The 21,847-nt window shown below is 61.6% G+C and carries 19 protein-coding genes; 13 read left to right on the forward strand and 6 right to left on the reverse strand.

The window, feature by feature from the left end; translation table 11 throughout:
* Positions 1 to 357: 357 nt before the first annotated feature.
* Both WT60_RS20635 and WT60_RS34595 read right to left on the reverse strand, forming a co-directional pair.
* On the reverse strand, positions 358 to 1,734 hold the full coding sequence (locus WT60_RS20635; protein WP_236860906.1) for a hypothetical protein: 1,377 nt from the start codon (positions 1,732 to 1,734) through the stop codon (positions 358 to 360).
* A gap of 310 nt (positions 1,735 to 2,044) precedes the next feature.
* Entirely contained in the window at positions 2,045 to 2,401 is a 357-nt protein-coding gene (locus tag WT60_RS34595) for a hypothetical protein (RefSeq protein ID WP_156443865.1), read from the reverse strand.
* 845 nt (positions 2,402 to 3,246) lie between these two features.
* Here WT60_RS34595 and WT60_RS20645 point away from each other — a divergent pair.
* The gene (locus WT60_RS20645) at positions 3,247 to 5,271 is read left to right on the forward strand and encodes a YadA-like family protein (RefSeq protein WP_100185356.1); all 2,025 of its coding nucleotides are present in this window, start codon (positions 3,247 to 3,249) and stop codon (positions 5,269 to 5,271) included.
* A 75-nt stretch (positions 5,272 to 5,346) separates the two neighbouring features.
* On the opposite strand, the gene WT60_RS20650 is transcribed toward WT60_RS20645, so the two are convergent.
* The 3 genes from WT60_RS20650 to WT60_RS33850 all read right to left on the reverse strand — a co-directional run bounded on the left by WT60_RS20650 (position 5,347) and on the right by WT60_RS33850 (position 7,995).
* Entirely contained in the window at positions 5,347 to 6,831 is a 1,485-nt protein-coding gene (locus WT60_RS20650; RefSeq protein ID WP_059644826.1) for a PhoPQ-activated protein PqaA family protein, read from the reverse strand.
* 224 nt (positions 6,832 to 7,055) lie between these two features.
* Positions 7,056 to 7,649 (reverse strand): YfaZ family outer membrane protein, encoded by a 594-nt coding sequence (locus WT60_RS20655; protein WP_231752818.1) that lies wholly within the window; start codon positions 7,647 to 7,649, stop codon positions 7,056 to 7,058.
* 10 nt (positions 7,650 to 7,659) lie between these two features.
* Positions 7,660 to 7,995, reverse strand: coding sequence for a hypothetical protein (locus WT60_RS33850; RefSeq protein WP_145986840.1), 336 nt, complete (start codon positions 7,993 to 7,995; stop codon positions 7,660 to 7,662).
* Between the two features lie 238 nt (positions 7,996 to 8,233).
* Here WT60_RS33850 and WT60_RS20660 point away from each other — a divergent pair, with 238 nt between their 5' ends.
* Together WT60_RS20660 and WT60_RS20665 are read left to right on the forward strand one after the other, a co-directional pair.
* Entirely contained in the window at positions 8,234 to 8,788 is a 555-nt protein-coding gene (locus WT60_RS20660) for a fimbrial protein (RefSeq protein ID WP_060356174.1), read from the forward strand.
* An 82-nt stretch (positions 8,789 to 8,870) separates the two neighbouring features.
* Positions 8,871 to 9,596, forward strand: a complete 726-nt coding sequence (locus WT60_RS20665) for a fimbria/pilus periplasmic chaperone (RefSeq protein ID WP_059644829.1) — start codon at positions 8,871 to 8,873, stop codon at positions 9,594 to 9,596.
* Positions 9,597 to 9,757: 161 nt separating this feature from the next.
* On the opposite strand, the gene WT60_RS35280 is transcribed toward WT60_RS20665, so the two are convergent.
* The gene (locus WT60_RS35280) at positions 9,758 to 9,937 is read right to left on the reverse strand and encodes a hypothetical protein (protein ID WP_236860907.1); all 180 of its coding nucleotides are present in this window, start codon (positions 9,935 to 9,937) and stop codon (positions 9,758 to 9,760) included.
* On the opposite strand from WT60_RS35280, the gene WT60_RS20670 reads away from it, so the two are divergent.
* The 10 genes from WT60_RS20670 to tssL all read left to right on the forward strand — a co-directional run bounded on the left by WT60_RS20670 (position 9,936) and on the right by tssL (position 21,843).
* Positions 9,936 to 12,452 (forward strand): fimbria/pilus outer membrane usher protein, encoded by a 2,517-nt coding sequence (locus WT60_RS20670; protein ID WP_236860908.1) that lies wholly within the window; start codon positions 9,936 to 9,938, stop codon positions 12,450 to 12,452. The genes WT60_RS35280 and WT60_RS20670 overlap by 2 nt on opposite strands.
* Positions 12,445 to 13,017 (forward strand): fimbrial protein, encoded by a 573-nt coding sequence (locus tag WT60_RS20675; protein WP_082717463.1) that lies wholly within the window; start codon positions 12,445 to 12,447, stop codon positions 13,015 to 13,017. The genes WT60_RS20670 and WT60_RS20675 overlap by 8 nt, the downstream gene beginning before the upstream one ends.
* A gap of 31 nt (positions 13,018 to 13,048) precedes the next feature.
* Positions 13,049 to 13,738, forward strand: a complete 690-nt coding sequence (locus WT60_RS20680) for a DotU family type IV/VI secretion system protein (RefSeq protein ID WP_059644836.1) — start codon at positions 13,049 to 13,051, stop codon at positions 13,736 to 13,738.
* A 2-nt stretch (positions 13,739 to 13,740) separates the two neighbouring features.
* Positions 13,741 to 15,417 (forward strand): OmpA family protein, encoded by a 1,677-nt coding sequence (locus tag WT60_RS20685; RefSeq protein WP_038745859.1) that lies wholly within the window; start codon positions 13,741 to 13,743, stop codon positions 15,415 to 15,417.
* Between the two features lie 347 nt (positions 15,418 to 15,764).
* The gene (tssB, locus tag WT60_RS20695; protein WP_038745861.1) at positions 15,765 to 16,304 is read left to right on the forward strand and encodes a type VI secretion system contractile sheath small subunit; all 540 of its coding nucleotides are present in this window, start codon (positions 15,765 to 15,767) and stop codon (positions 16,302 to 16,304) included.
* 34 nt (positions 16,305 to 16,338) lie between these two features.
* Entirely contained in the window at positions 16,339 to 17,838 is a 1,500-nt protein-coding gene (gene tssC, locus WT60_RS20700; RefSeq protein WP_038745863.1) for a type VI secretion system contractile sheath large subunit, read from the forward strand.
* Between the two features lie 199 nt (positions 17,839 to 18,037).
* The gene (locus tag WT60_RS20705; protein WP_038745865.1) at positions 18,038 to 18,520 is read left to right on the forward strand and encodes a type VI secretion system tube protein Hcp; all 483 of its coding nucleotides are present in this window, start codon (positions 18,038 to 18,040) and stop codon (positions 18,518 to 18,520) included.
* 127 nt (positions 18,521 to 18,647) lie between these two features.
* Positions 18,648 to 19,190, forward strand: a complete 543-nt coding sequence (gene tssJ / locus WT60_RS20710) for a type VI secretion system lipoprotein TssJ (RefSeq protein ID WP_081989447.1) — start codon at positions 18,648 to 18,650, stop codon at positions 19,188 to 19,190.
* A 5-nt stretch (positions 19,191 to 19,195) separates the two neighbouring features.
* Complete coding sequence (gene tssK, locus WT60_RS20715) at positions 19,196 to 20,545, forward strand: type VI secretion system baseplate subunit TssK (RefSeq protein ID WP_038746267.1); 1,350 nt, start codon at positions 19,196 to 19,198, stop codon at positions 20,543 to 20,545.
* The gene (gene tssL, locus WT60_RS20720) at positions 20,542 to 21,843 is read left to right on the forward strand and encodes a type VI secretion system protein TssL, long form (RefSeq protein ID WP_060356172.1); all 1,302 of its coding nucleotides are present in this window, start codon (positions 20,542 to 20,544) and stop codon (positions 21,841 to 21,843) included. The genes tssK and tssL overlap by 4 nt, the downstream gene beginning before the upstream one ends.
* Positions 21,844 to 21,847: the final 4 nt, after the last annotated feature.

Raw genomic sequence — 21,847 nt, forward strand, 5'->3', positions numbered from 1 at the left:
TCCCACGATATGGCGACGCATGTGTGACGTCCCATGCATGACGGGAACGAATCGTGGAAAAAAGCCCTCACGTCCAGCAGGCGTGAGGGCAAACGGATGGAAACGGCCAAGGGCGAGCGCTTACCCTTGGCGCGGCCACCTCAACCCGAAGGTGGCCCGGAATTGATCTTGCGTGAATGAGAAGCGCCGATCAATCAGATCGGTCTGATTTTGCTCTTGCCATTCCGCTGCGATTGCGCGCTTGATCTTCTGTCGCCGCGAGAGCCGGCCCGATGCCGGCCATCGGCATGAGGCGTCGCGGCGCGCGGATGGTCGATCCTGCTGCGCCGACGGGATGCCGCCGTCGCGGCACGATTCTCAGTGCATGCGCGTCTCGTCCGATGTCGCAAATGCACCGGGGAACAGGTCGCTCGCGAATCGGCGAAGAAGGGTGAACCGCCTGGAATCCTCGTCCGAATCGACGTGATTCGACGCTTGCGGCAAGGCGATCGGATTGACGAACGCGGTCGGGCAATCACGATCACGTTCGCGCGCGTTGTCGTACGCGGTGCGTGCCGATCGCGCAAACTGCTCCGTGACGAGCATTTCCATTCCGGAGCTACCGAAGGCGATAGCTTGCGCATCCGTGGGCGGCGCATCGAATCCGCGCGGCCGGTTGCAGACAGCCGCGACGTGCTCGTCGGCCGATTCGAAGTGAGTGACGAGCGTCGATTCGGCTGGCTCGATGTTCGAGTCTGGCGTGGAGTCCGTCTTTGTCGATTGAGCGCCGGAAGACAACGCATCTGTGGGTGCGGGTGGCGGCGCGCTATCGTTTTGCCCATCCAGCTCGAATCGCGGCATATCGGCATGGGCCTCATCCGGCTCGTTCCATTGCGCCAGATCGAACGGCTCCGCTTGCAGCGTTGCATCGAATGAGGCGACGTATGGCGCAGCAGCAGTTTGCATCGACGTCGCAGGGAGTTCGCGGGCGAACAGGTTCGTCCACGCGATGTCCACTGCCTGCCGCGTCCATAGGCGCGGCGCCGATGGCGCGCGTTCGTATGCGATCGACGAGTACATCGAAGCAGTCAACATGTCGGCATAGAAAATCGGCGCATTCGTATCGATGGAGGCGTCACGCGATTCTGCGGGCGTGCTCGCCGGCGCCGTGGCGTCCCAGCGTGGTTTCACGATCACGATCGCATCGTGCGTTGCTTCGTCCATCGCTTGCGCGACCATATCCGCATAAAAGGAGGGCGGCGTGTCGACGGACTCGCTCAGTCGCGGCCTGCCTGCATCGGACGGCGTGCCGTCGAGTGTGCGCGTATCGATACGTGCTTGTATCGGCGAGGGCGGCGCTGATATCGGCAGCCCGACGTGGCTCGACGCTTCGACGCCCAGCTGAAATGGAAAAGGGGAGAAGCTCGTATCGGGTAGAGGGCCGGGAGGAAGCGGGCCGCTCGGCAATGGCTCGTCGTCGCCGATGCTGGCAAGATGCATCGGCAATTCATCAAGGCGATCTGCCGGAGGCCGGGCTGGATCGATGCGGCGATGTATATGCGTCCGGTCGACATCGGACACGCTCGGCGTCTCCGCAGACTTGGCGTGGAATGCAGCCGTTTCTTCAGGTGCGGGATTCATTTTCTTGTCGACGCTGACGCTCGTCTGGACCGTATACGTGAGCGGTCCCGACATCGCAAGCATGAACGCGAACACGAAGCCGACAATCCAGATGTGCGTTTGACGTATCGACATGGATGCCGAAGTCCTCCGAGGTAATGGCGGGCCGTGGATCTATTGCGACGGCGAGCGTCGGCGCCGGGGCGACAAGCCAGGCAGAAACCCGCGACGTCGCGCCGTGATGTGACGCATTCTTCCTTGACGAAATTGATGCGGCGAATCGTTTTAGGCCGAGCCGCGCATGCATCAGGACTCGATCGTCACGCGGATCGCGGTATGTCCGAAAAACCGCCGTGCCCGGAATCGCGTGGGTGCTTCGTTATCGAGTGAAGAGTGGGTGGGCGTCGGTTTGTTCGATGAAATTTCGCAGACGCACGCAGACGCTTCAATCAAGCTGCATTTGGGCAAGGAACTGCTCGCGATCGAAGGTCAATCTCAGCGAGCGGCTTTGAGCGCTCCACATCAGAAGTCGACCGGGTTCGCGAAGCCACTGCCCATTGCTCCGGAAAACCCAGGTGACGTAGCCTCCCGGATGCTCGACAGTCCGATGGGGCGGGCCGAGATGCCAACCTACATGCGTCATCGGCGTGCCGAGGGGCAGCAGGCGCTCCAATTCGTTGCGTGTCTTCCAAGCGAGAAGGTCGTCGCACTTCCGTGTCGTGATAAGAGCGTGCAGGCGCGCCGACAGGCGGTGAACAAGCGATTTCGATTTTGGGGAATTCGTCGAGATGGATGTATTCATGATGCAGGGCTCATGCCGGCCATTCGTGTTTCGTCGGTCAACGCCAACGGCCGTCTGTATTCGAGGTGTCGAACGGCCTCGCGCCGTCGGTGGATGAAAAGTGTCCCACGTCCTCCAGCGTAAGGCGATCGGACGGGTTCGAAAGGTGGTGTTCGTCGCGATGGGGAACAGGTATTTCTCGTCTGCAGGGAATCGATAAAAAAAAGAAGTGCGCGATTCGTGTTGCGTTGCGGATTCCGGATGAATAGTGGGGCCAATGAGGCTGATTTCACTGATCCAAAACCGAACTTGTCTTATGTCTTCGCCGAATTTCTGTCGTTATGATGCGATCGATCGGCTCTAACTCGTTTGATTGAAGAAGTCGGAATGTCGGCAGTACGTCATGTGTCGTGCGAATGAGGTTCCGATTTTTTCTGCGAGATGGACAGGCACTCGATCGAGAGGTGCGAGAAATTGCATTTAGTTTAGTTATGCAAATTGTATGGCAGCGTGACTTATCGAGGCGAGTCGCCTTACTCATGGTGGGAACCATTAAGCGCCAGTAGTGACGGGACGTTTCGCACGCGCCACGCTCGTTGCCGCCGGCGCCTGCATCACCCGATGCCCGTGATTTGCAAATGATGTGTCGCGCCGGATCGACTGCGGTGGAATGACGACGGGGTTTCGTGACGCCTCGGCACATGCGGATCGTTCGATTGCCCGATCAAGCAGTACGGGGAATTGGATAGATCGACTCTATGACTAATTCAGTAAAACTAAAGGATTGAATCGTGAGCTACAAGATTGATCGACGCGGAAATAGTACGGCGAGCCGACGAGGAAGGCGAAAGCCTTCGCGGTCCGTCATGACGCAGCATGCGGCGCTCGTCACGCTTCTTCTCGCTGCATGGTCCGCGCCGAGCGTCGCACAGACGTCGACCCATCCTGGATCGGGCGCGCAGAGTGTCGAGGTAGGGGCGGGGTCGAACGCATCGGGCTCGCAAAGCACCGCGCTGGGTAACAATGCGCAGGCGTCCGGCAGCCAAAGCGCGGCAACGGGGCAGGGCTCGAAGGCGACGGGCAGTAGTAGTACGGCGACGGGTCAAGGCTCGCACGCATCGGGTAGTAACAGCACGGCGACGGGTCAAGGCTCGCAAGCGACAGGTGACAACAGTACGGCAACGGGCCAGGACGCCACCGCGTCGGGCGAATCGAGCACGGCAACGGGTCAAGGTTCGCAAGCGACGGGTGACAACAGCACGGCGACGGGTCAGGACGCCATCGCGTCGGGCGAATCGAGCACGGCAACGGGCCAAGGTTCGCAAGCGACGGGTGACAACAGTACGGCAACGGGTCAGGACGCCAAGGCGTCGGGCGAATCGAGCACGGCGACCGGCCAAGGCTCGCAAGCGACGGGTGACAACAGTACGGCAACGGGCCAGGACGCCACCGCGTCGGGCGAATCAAGCACGGCGACGGGTCAAGGCTCGCAAGCGACGGGCGACAACAGTACGGCGACGGGTCAGGACGCCAAGGCGTCGGGCGAATCGAGCACGGCGACAGGCCAAGGCTCGCAAGCGACGGGCGACAACAGTACGGCAACGGGTCAGGACGCCAAGGCGTCGGGCGAATCGAGCACGGCGACCGGCCAAGGCTCGCAAGCGACGGGTGACAACAGTACGGCAACGGGTCAGGATGCGACCGCGTCGGGCGAATCGAGCACGGCGACGGGTCAAGGCTCGCAAGCGACGGGTGACAACAGTACGGCAACGGGCCAGGACGCCAAGGCGTCGGGCGAATCGAGCACGGCGACGGGTCAAGGCTCGCAAGCGACGGGTAGTAACAGTACGGCAACGGGTCAGGACGCCACCGCGTCGGGTGAATCGAGCACGGCGACGGGTCAAGGCTCGCAAGCGACGGGTGACAACAGTACGGCAACGGGCCAGGACGCCACCGCGTCGGGTGAATCAAGCACGGCAACGGGTCAGGGCTCGCAAGCGACGGGTGGTAACAGTACGGCAACGGGTCAGGATGCCAAGGCGTCGGGCGAATCGAGCACGGCGACGGGGCAAGGCTCGCAAGCGACGGGTGACAACAGTACGGCAACGGGTCAGGACGCCACCGCATCGGGTGAATCAAGCACGGCGACGGGTCAAGGCTCGCAAGCGACGGGTGACAACAGCACGGCAACGGGCCAGGATGCCACCGCATCGGGCGAATCGAGCACGGCAACCGGCCAAGGTTCGCAAGCGACCGGCAGCAACAGCACCGCGAACGGCGTCAACGCAGCGGCGACCGGTCATCAAAGCACCGCACTGGGTGCCGGCGCGCAGGCCATCGGCTCACAAGGCGTCGCGGCCGGCTGGAATGCAAATGCGTCGGGGGATCAAGGTGTCGCAATCGGCGGGAATGCTTCGGCGCAGGGCAATCAAAGCATCGCACTCGGAGCCAATGCATCGGCGACGGGTGAGCACAGTATGGCGTTAGGCGCCGGCTCGCAGGCGGCGGGCTCGAATTCGGTCGCGCTGGGGCAGGGGTCGATTGCGGACCGCGACAACTCGGTGTCGGTTGGTTCGGACGGCGGTGAGCGCAACATCACCAACGTGGCGAATGGATGGCACGACACCGATGCCGTCAATTTCCGGCAGCTGCGCGAAGTCGCCCGTTACGCGTACAGCGGCATCGCGGCTGCCACCGCGCTTGCAATGATTCCGGACGTCGACGCCGGCAAGACGTTTTCAATCGGCGTCGGGACGGGCGGCTATCTCGGATATCAGGCCGTTGCAGTCGGCGCGTCGGCTCGCATCGGACAGAATCTGAAGGTTCGGTTGGGGGCGGGCATCAGCGCGGCGTCGACGACGTGGGGCGCAGGCGCGTCGTACAGCTGGTAGCGCGCCAGGAAGCACCGGGCGAGCAGCGGCAGGCAGATGTCGATCGACTTCTGCTTGCGCCGCTCGGCTCCGAAATCATGAGTGTGTATCGCGACCGGGTAACGTTCGGCAGCCGTCGCCGATTTGCGGAGGAGCCGCGTTCGGGTAGCCGTCGCCGAGAATATACGTCTGGCTCGTCGCGATGAATCCGTCGTCGAATGTCGCTTCGACGAAGTAGGCGCGCCATCCGCTTGCCGGCCGAGCGAGAACCAACTGCTGCGATGGGGCGCCGGCCGTCGCGATGGGCGACGACGCATAGCGGATGCCGCACGCGTAACGAAAATCGCGCGCCTGTGGATTCGTCGCTTGCCACAGCAGCAACTGCCTGGGTCGTTCCGACGTGCGCAGCCGAAGTATCGTTTGACCGTTCATTTCGGTCTGCACCGCATCTACTTGCGGCAGGGGCTTGCCGTGCTGAATGCGTTTAACGAAGGGGATGAGCGAATCGCGCGTGGCACGGCGAATATCGGAGTGCGAAGAATTTGGCACCATGCGTAGTGCCTTCGTGCCGGGAAGCTTGTCGAAATAGAGACGCGAATTGTCCGGCACGAAAAAATCGTCGCCGCTTGCGTTGACGATGTACTTCGGAACGGTCAGGCGTGAGCCATGCCGCGTGCCTAGATACGACAGCGGATCTTCGATCTGCATCAGCGATCCGAACGCCCGGCTGTCGAGAGTTTGATCGATACCCTCGGCGTAATACGGATAGAAAGCCAGCGGCCAATTCCCGCCGTACGACCGATACATGTTGTCGAGCGCTTCGCGCGTCGAGAGCAGATCGATCGCGAAGGGGGCGATCGCATCGATGCGCTTGTCGCCGATGAGCGCGAGCCAGGTGGTCCAAGCACGTTTCGAAATGCCCGAGACGATGAAGCGACGAATGCCGAGCGCGGTCAGTTCGCGTTCCGCGAGCGACATCGCGCGCCAGACGGACGCCGCCATCGGCACGTGTAACGGCATGGCGGCGCGCGTATGCGGCGACTGCATGAAAAGAGTCCAGCTGTGCGCCACGCTATCGTCTTCCGCTCTCGGCTTGCCGTCGTCCGTGTAGGTCAAAAGCTGATTGGGCACATCGCTCACCGAAACGACTACCGCGCGCGTGTTCCTGGCGATATCCGTCAGCGTGTCCGGCAGGAAATCGTTTGGCGCGATGGGCTCTTTCCCGGCACCGGAATGCCGCGTACCGTTATTGGCGACCACGAGCGCGCGATGCGGCAGCGCGTCCTGAGGGATGTACAGCGTGACATCGTGCAGCCACGCGTCGGGTTGCACGAGCTGCTCCGGCGACCACGATTGCGAAACAAGCCGGTACGTTCGCTGTTCGACCCCGGGCAGTTGCACGATGCTCGTCATCGTATAGTTCAACGGCTGGCTTTCCACCGTTTGTCTGTAACACGCGAGCGTGTCGGTTAAATCGCGATGCGCGTCGGCTCGACACGGAACGGCCATCGACGCGGCCTCGGCGTGCGAATAGACGATCGACAATGTCGATAGGGAAATTGCAACGACAATCTTCTTCATGTCCGGTTCCTCCGGGTGGAAACGATGTGATTCCGAGGGCGATCTTCGACGAAGCATAGAGCGCGGTTGGCGTCTTCAATCGGGAATGTCGACGACTGTTCGAGCCGCTCGCGTCTCTCTTTCCTACGCCGCACACGAGGCGACAAGACGAACAGCATGCCGCTTCCAGCGGGGACCGGCGTGCGGGATGCTTCGCATGCCTATCCGTTCGATGGGCGTGCCCATCAAAATGAAAACCCGGCCGCGATGTACGGGCCGTTCGTCAAACGGGTGTTCTGCGCGCCGTTGCGCCCCTTGAGTTCCTCGTAGCGCCATCCCGCCTCGAGATTGATCGGCTTGAACGCCCAGCGAACGCCTGCCGAGGCTTGTGTGTAGGCGCCGAGCCCTGCGTTGAAAGCCGAGCGAGGCGTGTAGAACGCTCGCCCGACGAGCGACAGCGACGGCGTGGTGCGAATGCGGGCGATGACGCCGACGGGAGTCGCCAACCCGCTTCGACCATCGGCGGATCGGACATAGAGGGCCTTGCCGGCGGCCGTCAGCGAAACGGCGCCCAGGGGAACCCCGAAACTCAGGCCCGGGCCGATTGAATAGGCGCCGCCGCTGCGCGTTGCGTCGAATAGAAAACCGAATCCTGGGCCTGTCGGCGTACGGGACAGGCCTTGATAGCCGTCTCCGATGGCGACGTTGTAGTCGCTTGCGCGAGCGTGAGACACGAACGCCGAGACGACGGCGATCGACGACGCGACAAGCATGATTTTCGAGAAAACGCGCGGCCGGCTCGATCGGATTGCAAAAATTAACGATTCAGTTTGATTCACGGAATTTAGGCTATTCCAAATATAAAAAAATCATTAAATGATGAATGGTGAATTTGACGCGGCCGGCGTTTTTTGAGCGGGACTCAATATTTTTCGGGTCCGCCGTGCGCGCGGTTTCATCCCGGAAGAATTGATCAAAGTTGCAGCGCCAGTGGTGCTTCCTGTTGCGAGAACGAACGGAGCGCAATCCGGGCTGAAGCTCTGTAACGAGGGGCGGCAGACGGGAGCCTCGTGGCGCGCGCGCTCGCAGCCGCAAGGACGATGGCGTCTCGTCCGCCCTCTGCTCCAGCACAGAGCGAATCGAATGGGACAAGTCAGGAAAAACGAAATCATTGATGACTTGCATGGCGTGTGGTGGTGAGCCAATTTCGACATCGAATGTTAAAAAAGTTCCATTCCGAGAATGGAAATTTCGCTATTTATCCCGTTTTGAGACTTGTCAGATACCGCATTGAGGAGGCGATCGCTAACATCGTCGGGGATTCTGTTGGGTCCCGATGAGATTCCGTCGTCATTCGACGTGCCATCTCATGGATTGAGCCGACGAGGTCGGCGTACTTTCATTACTTGAGCAGGAGTATTGAGTGAAGAAGAAGGTCGTAAGTTTCGCTGCTGCGGCATTGTTGGGTCTTGTCGCGGCGCAGAGCGCATTTGCGGAGTTTGCGCAGTCGATCGATCAGGGGAAGGTCAATTTCAAAGGTGAACTGACCACCAACACGTGCACAATCGACGCCGACAGCAAAGACCAAATCGTGCAACTGCCGAGAGTTTCTACGAGCGCACTCGCGGCGCGAGGAAATGTTGCTGGTTCGACGTCCTTTGAAATCAAGGTTTCGAAGTGTGCTGCAGAGGTCAACAAGGTCGCCGCTCACTTCGAAATGGAAAACGTAGATCCCGACACGCTCACGCTGAAAAACGAGGCCGCGGGAGATGGCGCGGCTACGAATGTGTCGGTTCAACTGGTCAATTCCGACGGCACCGCGCTGCCGGTGGGTTCGACTGGTCGTTTCTTCGATGTCTCCGGAACGGAAGACGCTCGTGGGGCGACCATGATCTATGGCGGCCAGTACTACGCATTGGATAAAACCACTGCCGGTAAGGTCGAGTCGCACGCGCTCTTCACGCTCGCCTACGAATAAATAAAACGAACGGAGATCCAGGGAACCAGGCGTTCCCTGGAAATGCAATCAATCACGGGAGGTATGCGTGCGGTTATGGAAAATGAGCGTCGCCGCGGCGACCATGGCGTGCTGCCTCGCTTCGACATTGTCCCACGCTGCAATTGTCATCACCGGAACACGCGTCGTTTATCCGGAAAGCAGCCGCGAGGTCAACGTTCGGCTCACCAACGTCGAGCAGTCGCCGGTGTTGGTGCAGGCGTGGATCGACGACGGAAATGCGGGCGCGAGTCCGAACGAAATCAAGGTGCCGTTCGTCCTCATGCCGCCCGTGTTTCGCGTTGAGCCCAAGAAGGGGCAAACATTGCGCGTCATGTATACGGGCGACGATTTGCCGAAAGATCGTGAATCTGTGTATTGGCTGAACGTTCTGGAAATTCCTCCGAAGCCGACCGAAGCGGCCGACCAAAACCTGTTGCAGCTCGCGTTTCGCACGCGCATCAAATTGTTCTTCCGTCCGTCGGCGCTGGAAGACGGAAACGCAGCGCAGGCGCGCGAGCAGCTTACGTGGAAGGTGGTGCGCAACGACAAGGGCGTCAGCGTGCTGCGTGCGGAGAATCGTTCTCCTTACTACATCTCGATTAGTCAGGCGACCGTGAAAAGCGGCGACAGGAGCGTGCGGCTCGATCCGGGCATGGTCGCTCCGTTCGGCAGCAGGGAATTCGTGAGCAAGCAGGACATCTCGAGGCTGTCCGCGCATGCCGAGATTTCCTACAAGCTGCTCAATGACTACGGAGCGGAAGTGGCGGGTACGGCAACCGCGGAATAAGCGGCCGGACGAACAAGGTTCGACAAGGGGGAACGAGTGGTCCGAGCAGCAAGTGGAGGAACGTCGGCGGATGATCGCGGCGGCGAGTCGCGACTGTCATGTCGCCGCCAAATGATGATCGCCGCCGGGGCTGTTGCATGCGGCGTTGGATCGCTGTGTATTCAGGCCAACGCGGCGGAATTCGACGGCATGCGTGCTGGCGACCATTTGCGGCCGGATGCGGCGAGCGCGGCGTCGCCCGACCGAGCGCCGCTGACGAACGACCGGAAGGCATTGCTGGTCGCTTCGCATGCGTCCGCTTCAACCGCCGCGGCCGTGACTTTCAATTCGCGCCTGCTCATGGGCGGCGGAATCGATCTGTCGCGCTTCGAGCGGGGCAATCCGGTGGTGGCCGGCATCTACCCGGTCGACTTGACGGTCAACGGAGAAAGACGCGGGAGGCTGGACGTCGAGTTCCGCAACGTGCACGGCAGCGACAGCGCGGCGCCATGCTTTACGCGCGCGACGCTGGATCGGCTCGGCGTGGACAGCGACCTCGTCGCGAAACGTCTCGATGCCGCGCGCGTCGCGACGGATGCGGAACCGGGCCGGCAACCGGCGATCGCGGAGAACGCGTGCATCGGCTTGCGCGATGCGCTGCCCGACGCGACGTATACGTTCGACGGCGCCGAGCTCACGCTCGATCTGACCATTCCGCAAGTGGACATGCGCAAGACCGCACGAGGCTACGTGGACCCGTCCCGTTGGGACAACGGCATCAATGCCGGCCTGCTGCAGTACAACCTCAGCGGCTATGCGAGCGAAAACAAATTTTTCGGGAGCAATACGAGCAGCCTTTTTCTCGGCCTGCAAGCCGGCGTGAACATCGGGGCCTGGCGCGTTCGCCAACGTTCGAACTTGATGTGGGGAAACCGCAGTGCTGGCATGAGCTGGCGCAGTCTCGAAACCTACGTTCAACGGGACCTCACGGCGCTGCGCAGCCAGATCACGCTGGGCGACAGCTACACGACTGGCGAGATCTTTGAATCGTTCGGCGTGCGCGGCGTGCAGCTGGCAAGCGATGATCGGATGTTGCCGGTGTCGCTTCAATCCTACGCGCCGACGGTTCGCGGCGTCGCGGACACGAATGCGCGCGTGGCCGTGCGGCAGCGCGGCAGCGTGATCTATGAGGCCAGCGTCCCGCCCGGGCCGTTCGAATTCGACGATTTGCCGCCGACCGGATACGGCGGCGATCTCGACGTGACGATCACCGAATCGGATGGCAGGACGAAGCATTTCACCGTGCCGTTCGCATCGGTGAGCCAACTTTTGCGGCCGGGCATGCAACGTTTCAACGTTACCGTCGGCCAGTATCGAGACGCGCTGTCGAACGGCAAGCCGTGGGTCGCGCAGCTGACCTATCAGCGCGGCATGACGAATCTGCTGACCGGCTATGCGGGGCTGCTGTCGTCGACGGGTTATGCGTCGGGCTTGATCGGCGTCGCGCTGAACACGCCGATTGGCGCTTTCGCTTTCGATGTCACGTCTGCGCGCACGAACTTGCCTGGACAAGGCGCGCGCAGCGGCTTCAGCTCGCATGTGTCGTACGGCAAGATGGTGCCGTCCACCGGGACCAATTTTTCCGTGGCAGCTTATCGATATTCGACGTCGAATTACTACAGCCTTGCCGACGCCGTCATGGCGCGCTATGGCTACGACGCGCAAGAGCGCTCGTGGCGAAGCGATTATCGGGCGCGCACCCGCTTGCAGCTGAACGTCAACCAGAGAATCGGCGATCGAAGTTCCGCCTATGTTTCCAGCAGCCTGCTGAACTACTGGAACGGCCGAGGAAGGGATCTGCAGTTTCAGGCGGGATTTTCGAGCACCTTCAAACGCGTCTCGTATACGGTCTACGCGCAGCGCAGCCGCTCGAGCGACGATCGCGACGTGACCCAGGTCGGCGTGAATCTGTCGGTTCCGCTCGGCAGCAACGCTTATACGAAGAGAAATGCGTTCAGTTCGCTGATGACTTCGCTGTCTCGCGCGTCCAACGGCGACAGTTCGGTTCAGGCGAATCTGTCGGGCAGCACGGCGCACGCGGTGCCGATCGACTACGGCGTCAACGTGTCGCGTTCGGTCAGCAGCGACAGCAATTTCGCGTCGCTCGGGGTGTACGGCACATATCGCTCGCCGTTCGGCACGTACAACGGTAACGCGTCGGTCGACAATCGCACGCGCCAGGCATCGTTCGGTGCGAACGGCGCGGTCGTCCTGCATCGCGGCGGCGTGACTTTGAGTCCGCCGCTCGGGGCGGCGGCAGCGCTAGTCGAAGCGAAAGGCGCGAGAGGCGGCAAGCTGATCAACGGGCAAGGCGCGTCGATCGATCGCTTCGGCTACGCGGTGATTCCCTCGTTGATGCCCTATCGGGCCAACACGGTCGCCATCGATCCGTCCGAACTGCCGGACGACGTCGAGCTCGCGAATACGAGCGAGGAGGTCGTGCCTCGCAATAATTCGATCGTGTTCGTGAAGATGGAAACCAAGCGCGGCAGGCCGGTATTCGCGGCGACGGAAACCGAAGACGGGAAGCCGTTGCCGATGGGCAGCGAACTGTTCGACTTCGAAGGCAAGTCGCTCGGCGGTGTCGGTCAAGGCGGGATGGCGTTCCTGCGCGGTATCGAGGGTGCCGGCAATCTGGTCGCGAAGTGGGGGGCGGGTTCCTCCGAGCGATGCACGATGCCTTACATGGTGCCGGCAGCCGAAATGGAAACGAAAAAGTCCCGGGCGATCGTTCGCATCCGTTTGCGTTGCGAGCCGCGGTTGCATGACGAGACGAGCCAGGCGTCATCCGACGACAACGGAGCACGGAATGACTGAAATGACCGCCCGGAAATTCATGAGAAGCGCGACGCGCCGATGGTCGGCGATCGCGGCCGCCGCAACGTTCGCCTGCTCGGCGGCCTGCGCCGCGCCACCGTCCCCGACCGTGACGATCAAGTTCAACGGGCGCTACAACCCGGTGGCGTGCACGGTCGTGGACGGCAACGAGAACAAAACGGTGACATTGCCGACCATCTCGACGTCGGCGCTGACGAACGCGGGACAAACCGCTGGCGCGACCGCGTTCGACATTTCCGTGCTTTGCGACGGATACGCGGGAAACGTAGTGACTTTTTTTGAGAATGGACCCACGACGAGCGAGAACGGCAATCTCGACGTGGAAGACCCGAGCGACGGACAGAGCGCCACCGGCGTGCAGATTCAGCTCGTGAACGGCGACGGCTCGCCGATCAAGGTCGGCGACGTGTCGACGATGAAGGGGGTGTCTGTCCAAGCGTCGACGCCAACGCCGATCCCCTTCTTTGCGCGCTACTACGCAACCGGAAAGACAGGTGCGGGCAAGGTGCGCACCTATGTGACCTTCGTGATCCAGATGCACTGAGCATTCGAGATCCGTTTATTCGAGTCGAGACATGTCGATTGAAATGCCCGCGCAATCGTTGCGCACGCTGCTGCAGGACACGATGCTCCACATCGCGCTATTGACGGAGGGTGCGCGCATTTCACGCGTGCATGATTGGCGCGCGCGCTGCATCGCGCTCGTCAAGCAGTTCGAGCAGGCCATGCAGGATGGCGGCTATCGTGGCGGCGTCGCGAACGAATTGGGACTCGCGCAATGCGTGTTGCTCGATGAAATCACGATGCGCAGTCTGTCGTCCGAACAACAGGACGAGTGGCTGCGCGAGCTCCTCCAGTTCCGCTTCCATTCCACTCGGGATGGGCTAAGCAAAGTGCGCGCGCGAGTCGATCGTCTGCTGAAGATGCATTCGGCGAACGCCGAACTGCTGGAGATGTATTCGCTCTTCTACGAGCTCGGCCTTCTGGAAGACAAGAAAGGGATCGTGCTTGCGGACGATCCGGCATCCGAAGCGAAGCCGATGTTCGGCAAGAAAACGCCGGGAGCGGGCGAGGTTTGGAATGAGGGGGGGGTATCGCACGAGGCAGCGCGCGGGCGGTCTTGGCGAATCGTAGGCAGTTTGCTCGCGTTCGCCGCGCTCATGACGATGTGGCTCGTCATCGACGAGCGCTTGAGTCATGAGGTGGAGCAGGTGGGAGTCACGTTGGCGGATGAAGCAACGATTCATCGGGAATCGGGAGATTGAGCATGTCGCATCAGATTCGATTTTGGCTCGTATGGGGCGCCATTCCTGTCGTGGTGTTCGCGAGCCTTTGCCTGCCGTTGAACATGCAGCCTGAGTGGCCTCATGTGCTGACCATCGTTCTGATCATTGCCGCCGTCGTGCTGGCGATCGAGATATTCGAACGCATGCGTGCGACGGGAGAAGATCGAACGGTCGAAGCCGACATCGACGATCACGAACTGGCGGTGATCGTCGTGGCCGGCCCTCACGCCTCGTCGCTTTTCGACAGCAAAGGAGACGATGCGATGCTGCGACGCGAAGCCGGTGCACTGTGGCTGCGCGCCGATACCGTCGAGCAACTGCGAGACGCGATGGCGCGCATCAAGGCGTCGCGAGGTCGCTTTCCTGACGCGGCCGTGCTGCCGCTCGTATCGGAAAGCGATGACGAAAGCGAAATGAGGCAGACATTCGCGAAGTGGCGAGCCGAGCTTCGCGAATCGCTTTGCTACCCCGATTCGGAATACGTTCTGCCGTGCTATCTCGCCGTCTACACGTGTCTCGGATTCAAGGGCGCCGACGGCGCGCGCCCGAAGTGGGTGGGCGATGCGATAGAAATTGGTGTGAGGCAGGCGAATGCCGCGTCGAAAGCAGGCGAGCTGCTCGCGACGGTCCGACAACAGCTGCTTCGGCCGTCGCGAGCCGGCTCGTCGGCGCACAGCGCGCTGGGGCTTGCGGTGTTCGACTGGCTCGACGCCACGGCGTTGCTGTCGTCGATGTCCACGCTGGCGAACACGCCGCCGTTCATGCTGAAAGGACTGACGCTCGCGGACGTCGGCAGGCAGCCGATACGTCCGGGAGCATGGACGCGGTGGCTGACCGTTCGAACCGGCCTTCATATCCGCACGACCAAATCGTCGGCTTCGCCGCTTCCCGTGCCGCGTGTGGCGAAGGTCGCCGAAAGCGGTATTCGGGAGGGATGGAGCGGTGCGCGCGATATCGTTTCCTGTCGCGCAAGCTTGGTGCCGGCTCTCGTGTTTTCGACCGTTTCGACGCTTGGCATTGCCGTTGCGGTATCGGCCTGGATGAATTACCGCATGATCCAGCGCGTGGCGAGCGACATGGCCGAATATCGGAGCGCACCCGACGAGTGGATCGGGAAAAAGCGTTTCGTGCAGGCTCGCCTCGAGCACGATCGCTCGACAATCGTGCATACGTTGCTCAATGGGGTGCCGGTCGGGGTCGGCTGGGGGCTCTATCGAGGACAGGAGTTGCTGGTCAAGCTCGATACGGCGCTGGTTTCGCGGCGCGCGGAGTCGGTCGCGATGCGCATCGACACGGTGTCGCTGTTCGCGACCGGTGAGGCGAAGTTTTCTCCGGGCGCCGCGCGGCGTGAGTTACAACATGCATTGCGGTTGATTCTCGCCAATCCGGAGCAGCGCGTTCTGATCGTGGGTCATTCCGATAGTGCCGGATCGGAAGCGAACAATTTTCAGTTGTCCAAAGCGCGTGCGCGCGTGATTCGCGACTGGTTCGTCGATCAAGGCGTGCTGAAGACGCGCTTCATCGTGCAAGGGGCGGGCGACACGCACCCGATTGCCGGAAACGAAAGCCCCTGGGGGCGCGCACAGAACCGACGTGTCGAGATCTTGCTGATTCCGGATGTCGCGTCGGACAAGAAAGCGATAGACACGGAACTGTAGGCGCGGCCGCGCGATGCGGGCGGCGCGGGAACGCCGCGACGGCCGGATGCGCGCCGATCGCTCAATCGAATAGTGACGAGGTCCGAAAAAGGCGGCTGACGAGAGCCCGCCTCGGCGTCGCACGCGCTTTGCAAGCGCGGCTCGGCGCGCGCATTCACGAATCGATTCGGAAACTTTCAAACTTGTCTGATTTTGAACCGCCTTTCGCTAAAGGAGAATTTGATACGACGTCAACGCCATTAAGAGGGGAAATTGAAGGCGTGACGTTCGGCGAATTTCTATTGCGCGGGCAATGCAGAGGAATACTTGTTCGTTGATTTTCATTCCGACTTCAAGCTGGAGAAGATATGGCTATATCCAATAGTTCACAGAAATTTATCGCGCGCAATCGCGCGCCTCGCGTCCAGATCGAGTACGACGTCGAGATCTACGGTTCCGAAAAGAAGGTCGAGCTTCCTTTCGTGATGGGCGTGCTTGCAGACCTGTCCGGCAAGCCGATCGAGCCTTTGCCGGCAGTCGGCGATCGCAAGTTCTTCAACATCGATATCGACAATTTTGACGAGCGCATGAAGGCGATGAAGCCGCGCGTGGCGTTCTCGGTGCCGAATACGCTTTCGGGCGACGGCCAGTTGATGGTCGACATCACGTTCGAAAGCATGGACGACTTTTCCCCCGCGGCGATCGCCAAGAAGGTGGACGCGCTGTCGCAACTGCTGGACGCGCGCACGCAGCTTGCGAATCTGCAGACCTACATGGACGGCAAGTCGGGCGCGGAGAACCTCGTGAGCAAGGTGCTCAAGGACCCCGCGCTGCTGAGCGCGCTCGCGAAGGCGCCGAAGCCCGCGGCGGACAAGGCGGAAAGCAGGGAATCGAAGGAAAAGCACTGATTCCCGAAACCGGAATCGATTCATAGGAGAGAAAATGGCTGCACGTGAATCTCAGGCGCGCTCCGCCGATGCGCAGATCGCTACGCAATCGGACTTCAATGCGCTGCTGTCGCGCGAGTTCAAACCGAAGACCGAGCAGGCGCGCGAGGCGGTGGAACACGCCGTCAAGACGCTGGCCGAGCAGGCGCTCGCCAATTCGGCGACGTTGTCGGACGACGCGTACAAGAGCATTGAAGCGATCATCGGCGAGATCGATCGAAAACTGTCCGAGCAGATCAATCTGATCCTGCATCACGACGATTTCCAGAAACTGGAAAGCGCGTGGCGCGGTCTTCATCACTTGGTGACGAACACCGAGACGGACGAGAAACTCAAGATCCGCTTCATGGACGTCTCGAAGGACGATCTGCGCCGCACGATGAAGCGATACAAAGGCGTGGCCTGGGACCAGAGCCCGTTCTTCAAGCAGATCTACGAAGAAGAATACGGCCAGCTCGGCGGTGAGCCGTATGGGTGTCTCGTGGCCGATTACTACTTCGATCACACGCCGCCGGACGTCGATCTGCTTTCGTCGATCGGCAAGGTGGCGGCCGCCGCGCATGCGCCGTTCATTACCGGCGCATCGCCGTCGGTACTCCAGATGGATTCGTGGCAAGAGCTGGCCAATCCGCGCGACCTGACCAAGATCTTTACGCAGAACCTCGAATATGCGCCCTGGAATTCGCTGCGAAATTCCGAGGATGCGCGTTACGTCGGTTTGGCGATGCCGCGTTTTCTTGCGCGTTTGCCGTACGGAATCGGCACGAATCCCGTCGACGAATTCGATTTCGAGGAATCGACGGACGGTTCCGATCATCGCAAGTACGTATGGGCGAATGCCGCGTACGCAATGGCGGTCAACATCAACCGCTCGTTCAAGCATTACGGCTGGTGCACGCTGATTCGCGGCGTCGAAAGCGGCGGCGTCGTCGAGAACCTGCCTTGCCATACGTTCCCGACGGACGACGGCGGCATCGACATGAAGTGCCCGACCGAAATCGCGATTTCGGATCGTCGCGAAGCGGAGCTCGCGAAGAATGGTTTCATTCCGCTGATCCATCGCAAGAACACGGACTACGCGGCCTTCATCGGCGCGCAATCGCTGCAGAAGCCCGCCGAGTACTACGACCCGGATGCGACGGCGAACGCGAACTTGTCCGCTCGCCTGCCGTACCTGTTCGCATGCTCGCGCTTTGCGCATTACCTGAAGTGCATCGTGCGCGACAAGATCGGTTCGTTCAAGGAGCGCGAGGACATGCAGCAGTGGCTCAACGAATGGATCATGAACTATGTCGACGCCGATCCGGCGAATTCGTCGCAGGAGACCAAGGCGCGCCGTCCTCTGGCTGCGGCCGAAGTGGTCGTCGAGGACGTGGAAGGCAATCCGGGCTACTACCAGGCGAAGTTCTTCCTGCGTCCGCACTTCCAGCTGGAAGGGTTGACCGTATCGCTGCGTCTCGTCGCGAAGCTGCCCTCGGTCAAGGAAGCGGCGTAACGGATGCCGTCCGGACGATCGTGACGGCGGGCGTACGCGGCCGCGTCATGCACGCCATTGTCGCGGGCGTACGCCACCGGGCGGCGCAAGAGCAAGCCGAACGGCGATGACCGTTGTTCGGCGGAGCGATGGGCAGGCGCTCGTTAAATCTCTCTGGCTCAGTAGTACTGAAAATTAACGCAATAAGAAGGAGTATGCCATGTCGCACGACATTTTCCTCAAGATCAACGGTATCGACGGTGAGGCGGAAGACACAACCCACAAGGGTGAAATCGAGGTCTTGAGCTGGTCGTGGAACGTCAGTCAGCAATCGAACATGCACCTGGGTTCGGGGGGCGGCGCGGGCAAGGCGACGATCGATGATCTGCACTTCGAACATTACATCGATCGCGCGAGCCCGAATCTCGTTCAGTACTGCTTGCTCGGCAAGCATATCGACGAGGCTCGGCTCGTGGTGCGCAAGGCGGGCGGCAGCCCGCTCGAGTACGTCAAGCTCACGATGAACGATGTGCTCGTTACCCAGGTGAGCCCGTCCGGCGTGGCTAAGGACGAGTCGCGCCCGCGCGAGGTCGTTCGGTTGTCGTTCTCCCGCCTGAAGCAGGAGTACGTCGTTCAGAACGCGCAGGGCGGCAGCGGCGGCGCAATCACCGCGACTTTCGACATCAAGAAGAACGCGGCTTAACCCTCAACGCCGGTTATCCGGAACGGGCCTCGTCGGCAACCGGCGAGGCCCGGAGGCTGCTGTCCATGGCGCTCGCGATACGGGCGCCACGAACAGCGGCTTGCCCCGGTGCGACAGGATCATCCAGATGGTTTCCCAATTTTTCTTTCGCCGCGAAGCGGCCAGGCGAACCGCTGTCAGGCGGATTGCGGCGGCAGCTGTGTGCGTGTCGCTCGCGGCTTGTGCCAGCGGGCCGGCACACAAGGAATCAGCCGATCTGACCGTGAAGATCAAGGTGAGCGACGGATCAAACCCGGATGAGTACGAACGCCCGGCACCCGTGATGGTGCGGCTGTACGAACTGAAATCGGCCGGTGCATTTGAAAACGCCGATTTCTTTACGCTGCAGAGCGACAGCCGGAAAGTGTTGGGCGACGACGCGATCGCCGTGGATGAATTCGTGATGCGCCCGGGCGACACCCGAGACGTTCATCGACGCGCCAATTCCGCAGCGACGTCGATCGGCGTGCTGGTCGGTTATCGAGAACTCGGCAAATCGGTGTGGCGGGCGGTTCATAAGCTACGGCCGGTTCCGGAGGACGCATGGTACCGGGCATTCATGCCGAGAGCGAAGGTCAAGTTGAACGTCGATGTCGGGCAGCGGACCGTATCGATTACAGAATTGGAATGATTGCGATGAGTTGGCATAACAAGGTGGTGTGGAACGAGGGGCTATTTCTTCTTCCCCAGCTGTTTCAGCAACAGGAACGTTACTTCGAATACTTCGCACACAAGCGAGCCGCGGCCCTCAGCCCGTTTTTCTGGGGATTCAGCCGCTATGAAATCGATCAGGAGTCGCTATCGTTCGGCAAGCTCGTCTTCAAGAGCGGGACGGGAATATTTCCCGACGGAACGCCGTTCGATGTGCCGGGGCACACGCCGCCGCCGCCGCCCTTGACGATCGCTCCCGAGCATCAGGACCAGGTGATCTATCTCGCGGTGCCGCTGCGTTTGCCGAATACGGAGGAAACCGCGTTCGGTGAACAGGCGGGATCGCTTGCGCGCTATTCGGCGTTCGAGATCGAATTGCGCGACAGCAATGCGATCGGCCAGGGGCCCAAGCCCGTGCAGCTCGCGAACATGCGGCTTCGGCTGATGCCTGAAAAGGAGCTGACCCAATCCTGGATCGGCATCGCGTTGACGCGCGTGAAGACGCTGCACGCGGACGGTTCGGTCGCGCTCTACGACGGCGATCACATCCCGCCGGTCAGCCAGTATGGGGCCAGCCCGCTGCTGCGCGAATGGGCGACCCAGTTGCACGGCCTCGCGAAACTGCGCGCCGACGCGCTCGCGACACGTCTGTCCGGCAGCGACGGCCGCGCGGGCGCGGCGGCTGAAGTGGCGGATTACCTGTTGCTGCAGGTGCTGAACCGGTATGAGCCGCTGCTCGAACACATCTGCAGGATTCGCGAGATGCCGCCCGTGACGCTCTATCGCGAGCTGTCGATGCTGGCGGGCGAACTGTCGACGTTCGTGCGTCCGCAAACGCGCCGGCCGCGGCCGACGCCCGGCTACGATCATGCGCAGCTGTACGCGAGCATTCGTCCGCTGGTCGACGAAGTGCATTACCTGTTGAACCAGGTTCTGATTCGCGGCGCTCAGCCGATTCCGCTCACCGAGCAGCCGCACGGCATTCGCGTGGCCACGATGCTGCCGTCCGAGCTTGCGGGCTATTCGAGTCTCGTGCTCGCGGTCGGCGCGCAAATGTCTCCGGACGTATTGCAGCAACAGTTCGCATCTCAAACGAAGATCAGCCATCCGCAGCGGCTGCCGGAGCTTATCCGCTCTCATCTGCCGGGCATGACGATGATTCCGTTGCCGGTGCCTCCGCGGCAGATTCCATTCAACTCCAGCTATATCTATTACGAGCTTTCCCGCACGGGGCCGTTCTGGGAACAAATTGCGCAGCAAGGCGGACTCGCGATGCACATCGCGGGCCATTTCCCTGAACTCAAGCTCGAACTTTGGGGAGTGCGTCACAAATGAGCTCGGGCGCCTTTGACGAAGCCGCGTTCGATTTCCTCACGTCGGACGAAGGCGGTGCGAGCGCCGCCGCGGATCGCGCGCGATCCGCGCCGAAGGCGGCTGCTGCGGAGCCGGTGCGCGACGGGACGGCTGCGTCGGTCAACGTTCAACATCGTCTCGACGAAGTTCGCGCGGCCGCGAATCCGCTCCTCGAAGCAGGGAATCCCTTGCTGAGGATGCTGGCCGACATGCCGGCGACGCTCGACACGTCCGAAGCCGTCGCGAGCCTTCGCACGCTTCTCGTGCGCGAGGTGGCCTTGTTCCAGAACTTGTGCGAAAAGGCCGATCTGCCCTGGAAGCACATGGCGGTCGTGCGTTATTGCCTGTGCACGGCGCTGGATGAGGCGGCCAATCGCACGCGCTGGGGCGGCGGCGGCGTGTGGGCTTCGCAAAGCTTGCTCATCACGTACGAAGGCGAGGTCGACGGCGGCGAGAAGTTCTTCCTGCTGATCGGGCGCATGGCGACCGATCCTCAGGAGTACGTCGACATTCTGGAAATTCTCTATCGCGTGCTAGGTCTCGGGTTCGAGGGGCGCTACAGCGTCGTCGCGGACGGCCGGCGGCATCTCGAACAGATTCGCCAGCGTCTGTGGACGCTCATTACCGGCGCGCGCGACGCGCTTCAGCCGGAATTGTCGCCGCATTGGCGCGGCGCCGAGCCCGGCAAGCTTGCGCTGTTGCGCAGCGTGCCTGCGTGGGCGACGAGTGCGTTCGTGTTTCTGTTGCTGTTCGGTTTCTTCGCGTTCTATCAGTATCGGCTGCTCACCGAACGCAACGCGCTCGAAGCCCGCATTCTGGCGATCGCGAAGGGCGAGCCAACGGCGCCCGCGCAGCGCTTGCGCCTGTCGGTGTTGCTCAAGAACGAGATCGCGCGCGGCCTATTGACTGTCGACGAAGACGATAGGCGCAGCGTCGTGATCTTCAGGGGAGACTCGATGTTCCGTTCCGGCGAGAGCCGCGTGCTTCCCGAGATCGAGCCGATTCTCGACAAGGTTGCGCAGGAAGTCGCGCGCGTCGGCGGCAAGGTCACGGTCACGGGGCACACCGACAACCAGCCGATTCGGCGCGCCGATGTCCCGAACAATCTCGTGCTGTCGGAAAAGCGCGCGGCTTACGTTGCGCGAATCCTGGTTCAGCGAGGCACGCCGGCCGATCGTATCCGCTCGGAAGGCCGGGGCGACGCGCAGCCCGTTGCGGATAACGCGACGCCTGCCGGCCGATCCCGCAACCGGCGCGTTGAAATCGCGGTCACGCTGTAACGCA

Source organism: Burkholderia sp. MSMB617WGS (assembly GCF_001532025.2).
Classification (GTDB): Bacteria; Pseudomonadota; Gammaproteobacteria; order Burkholderiales; family Burkholderiaceae; genus Burkholderia; species Burkholderia savannae.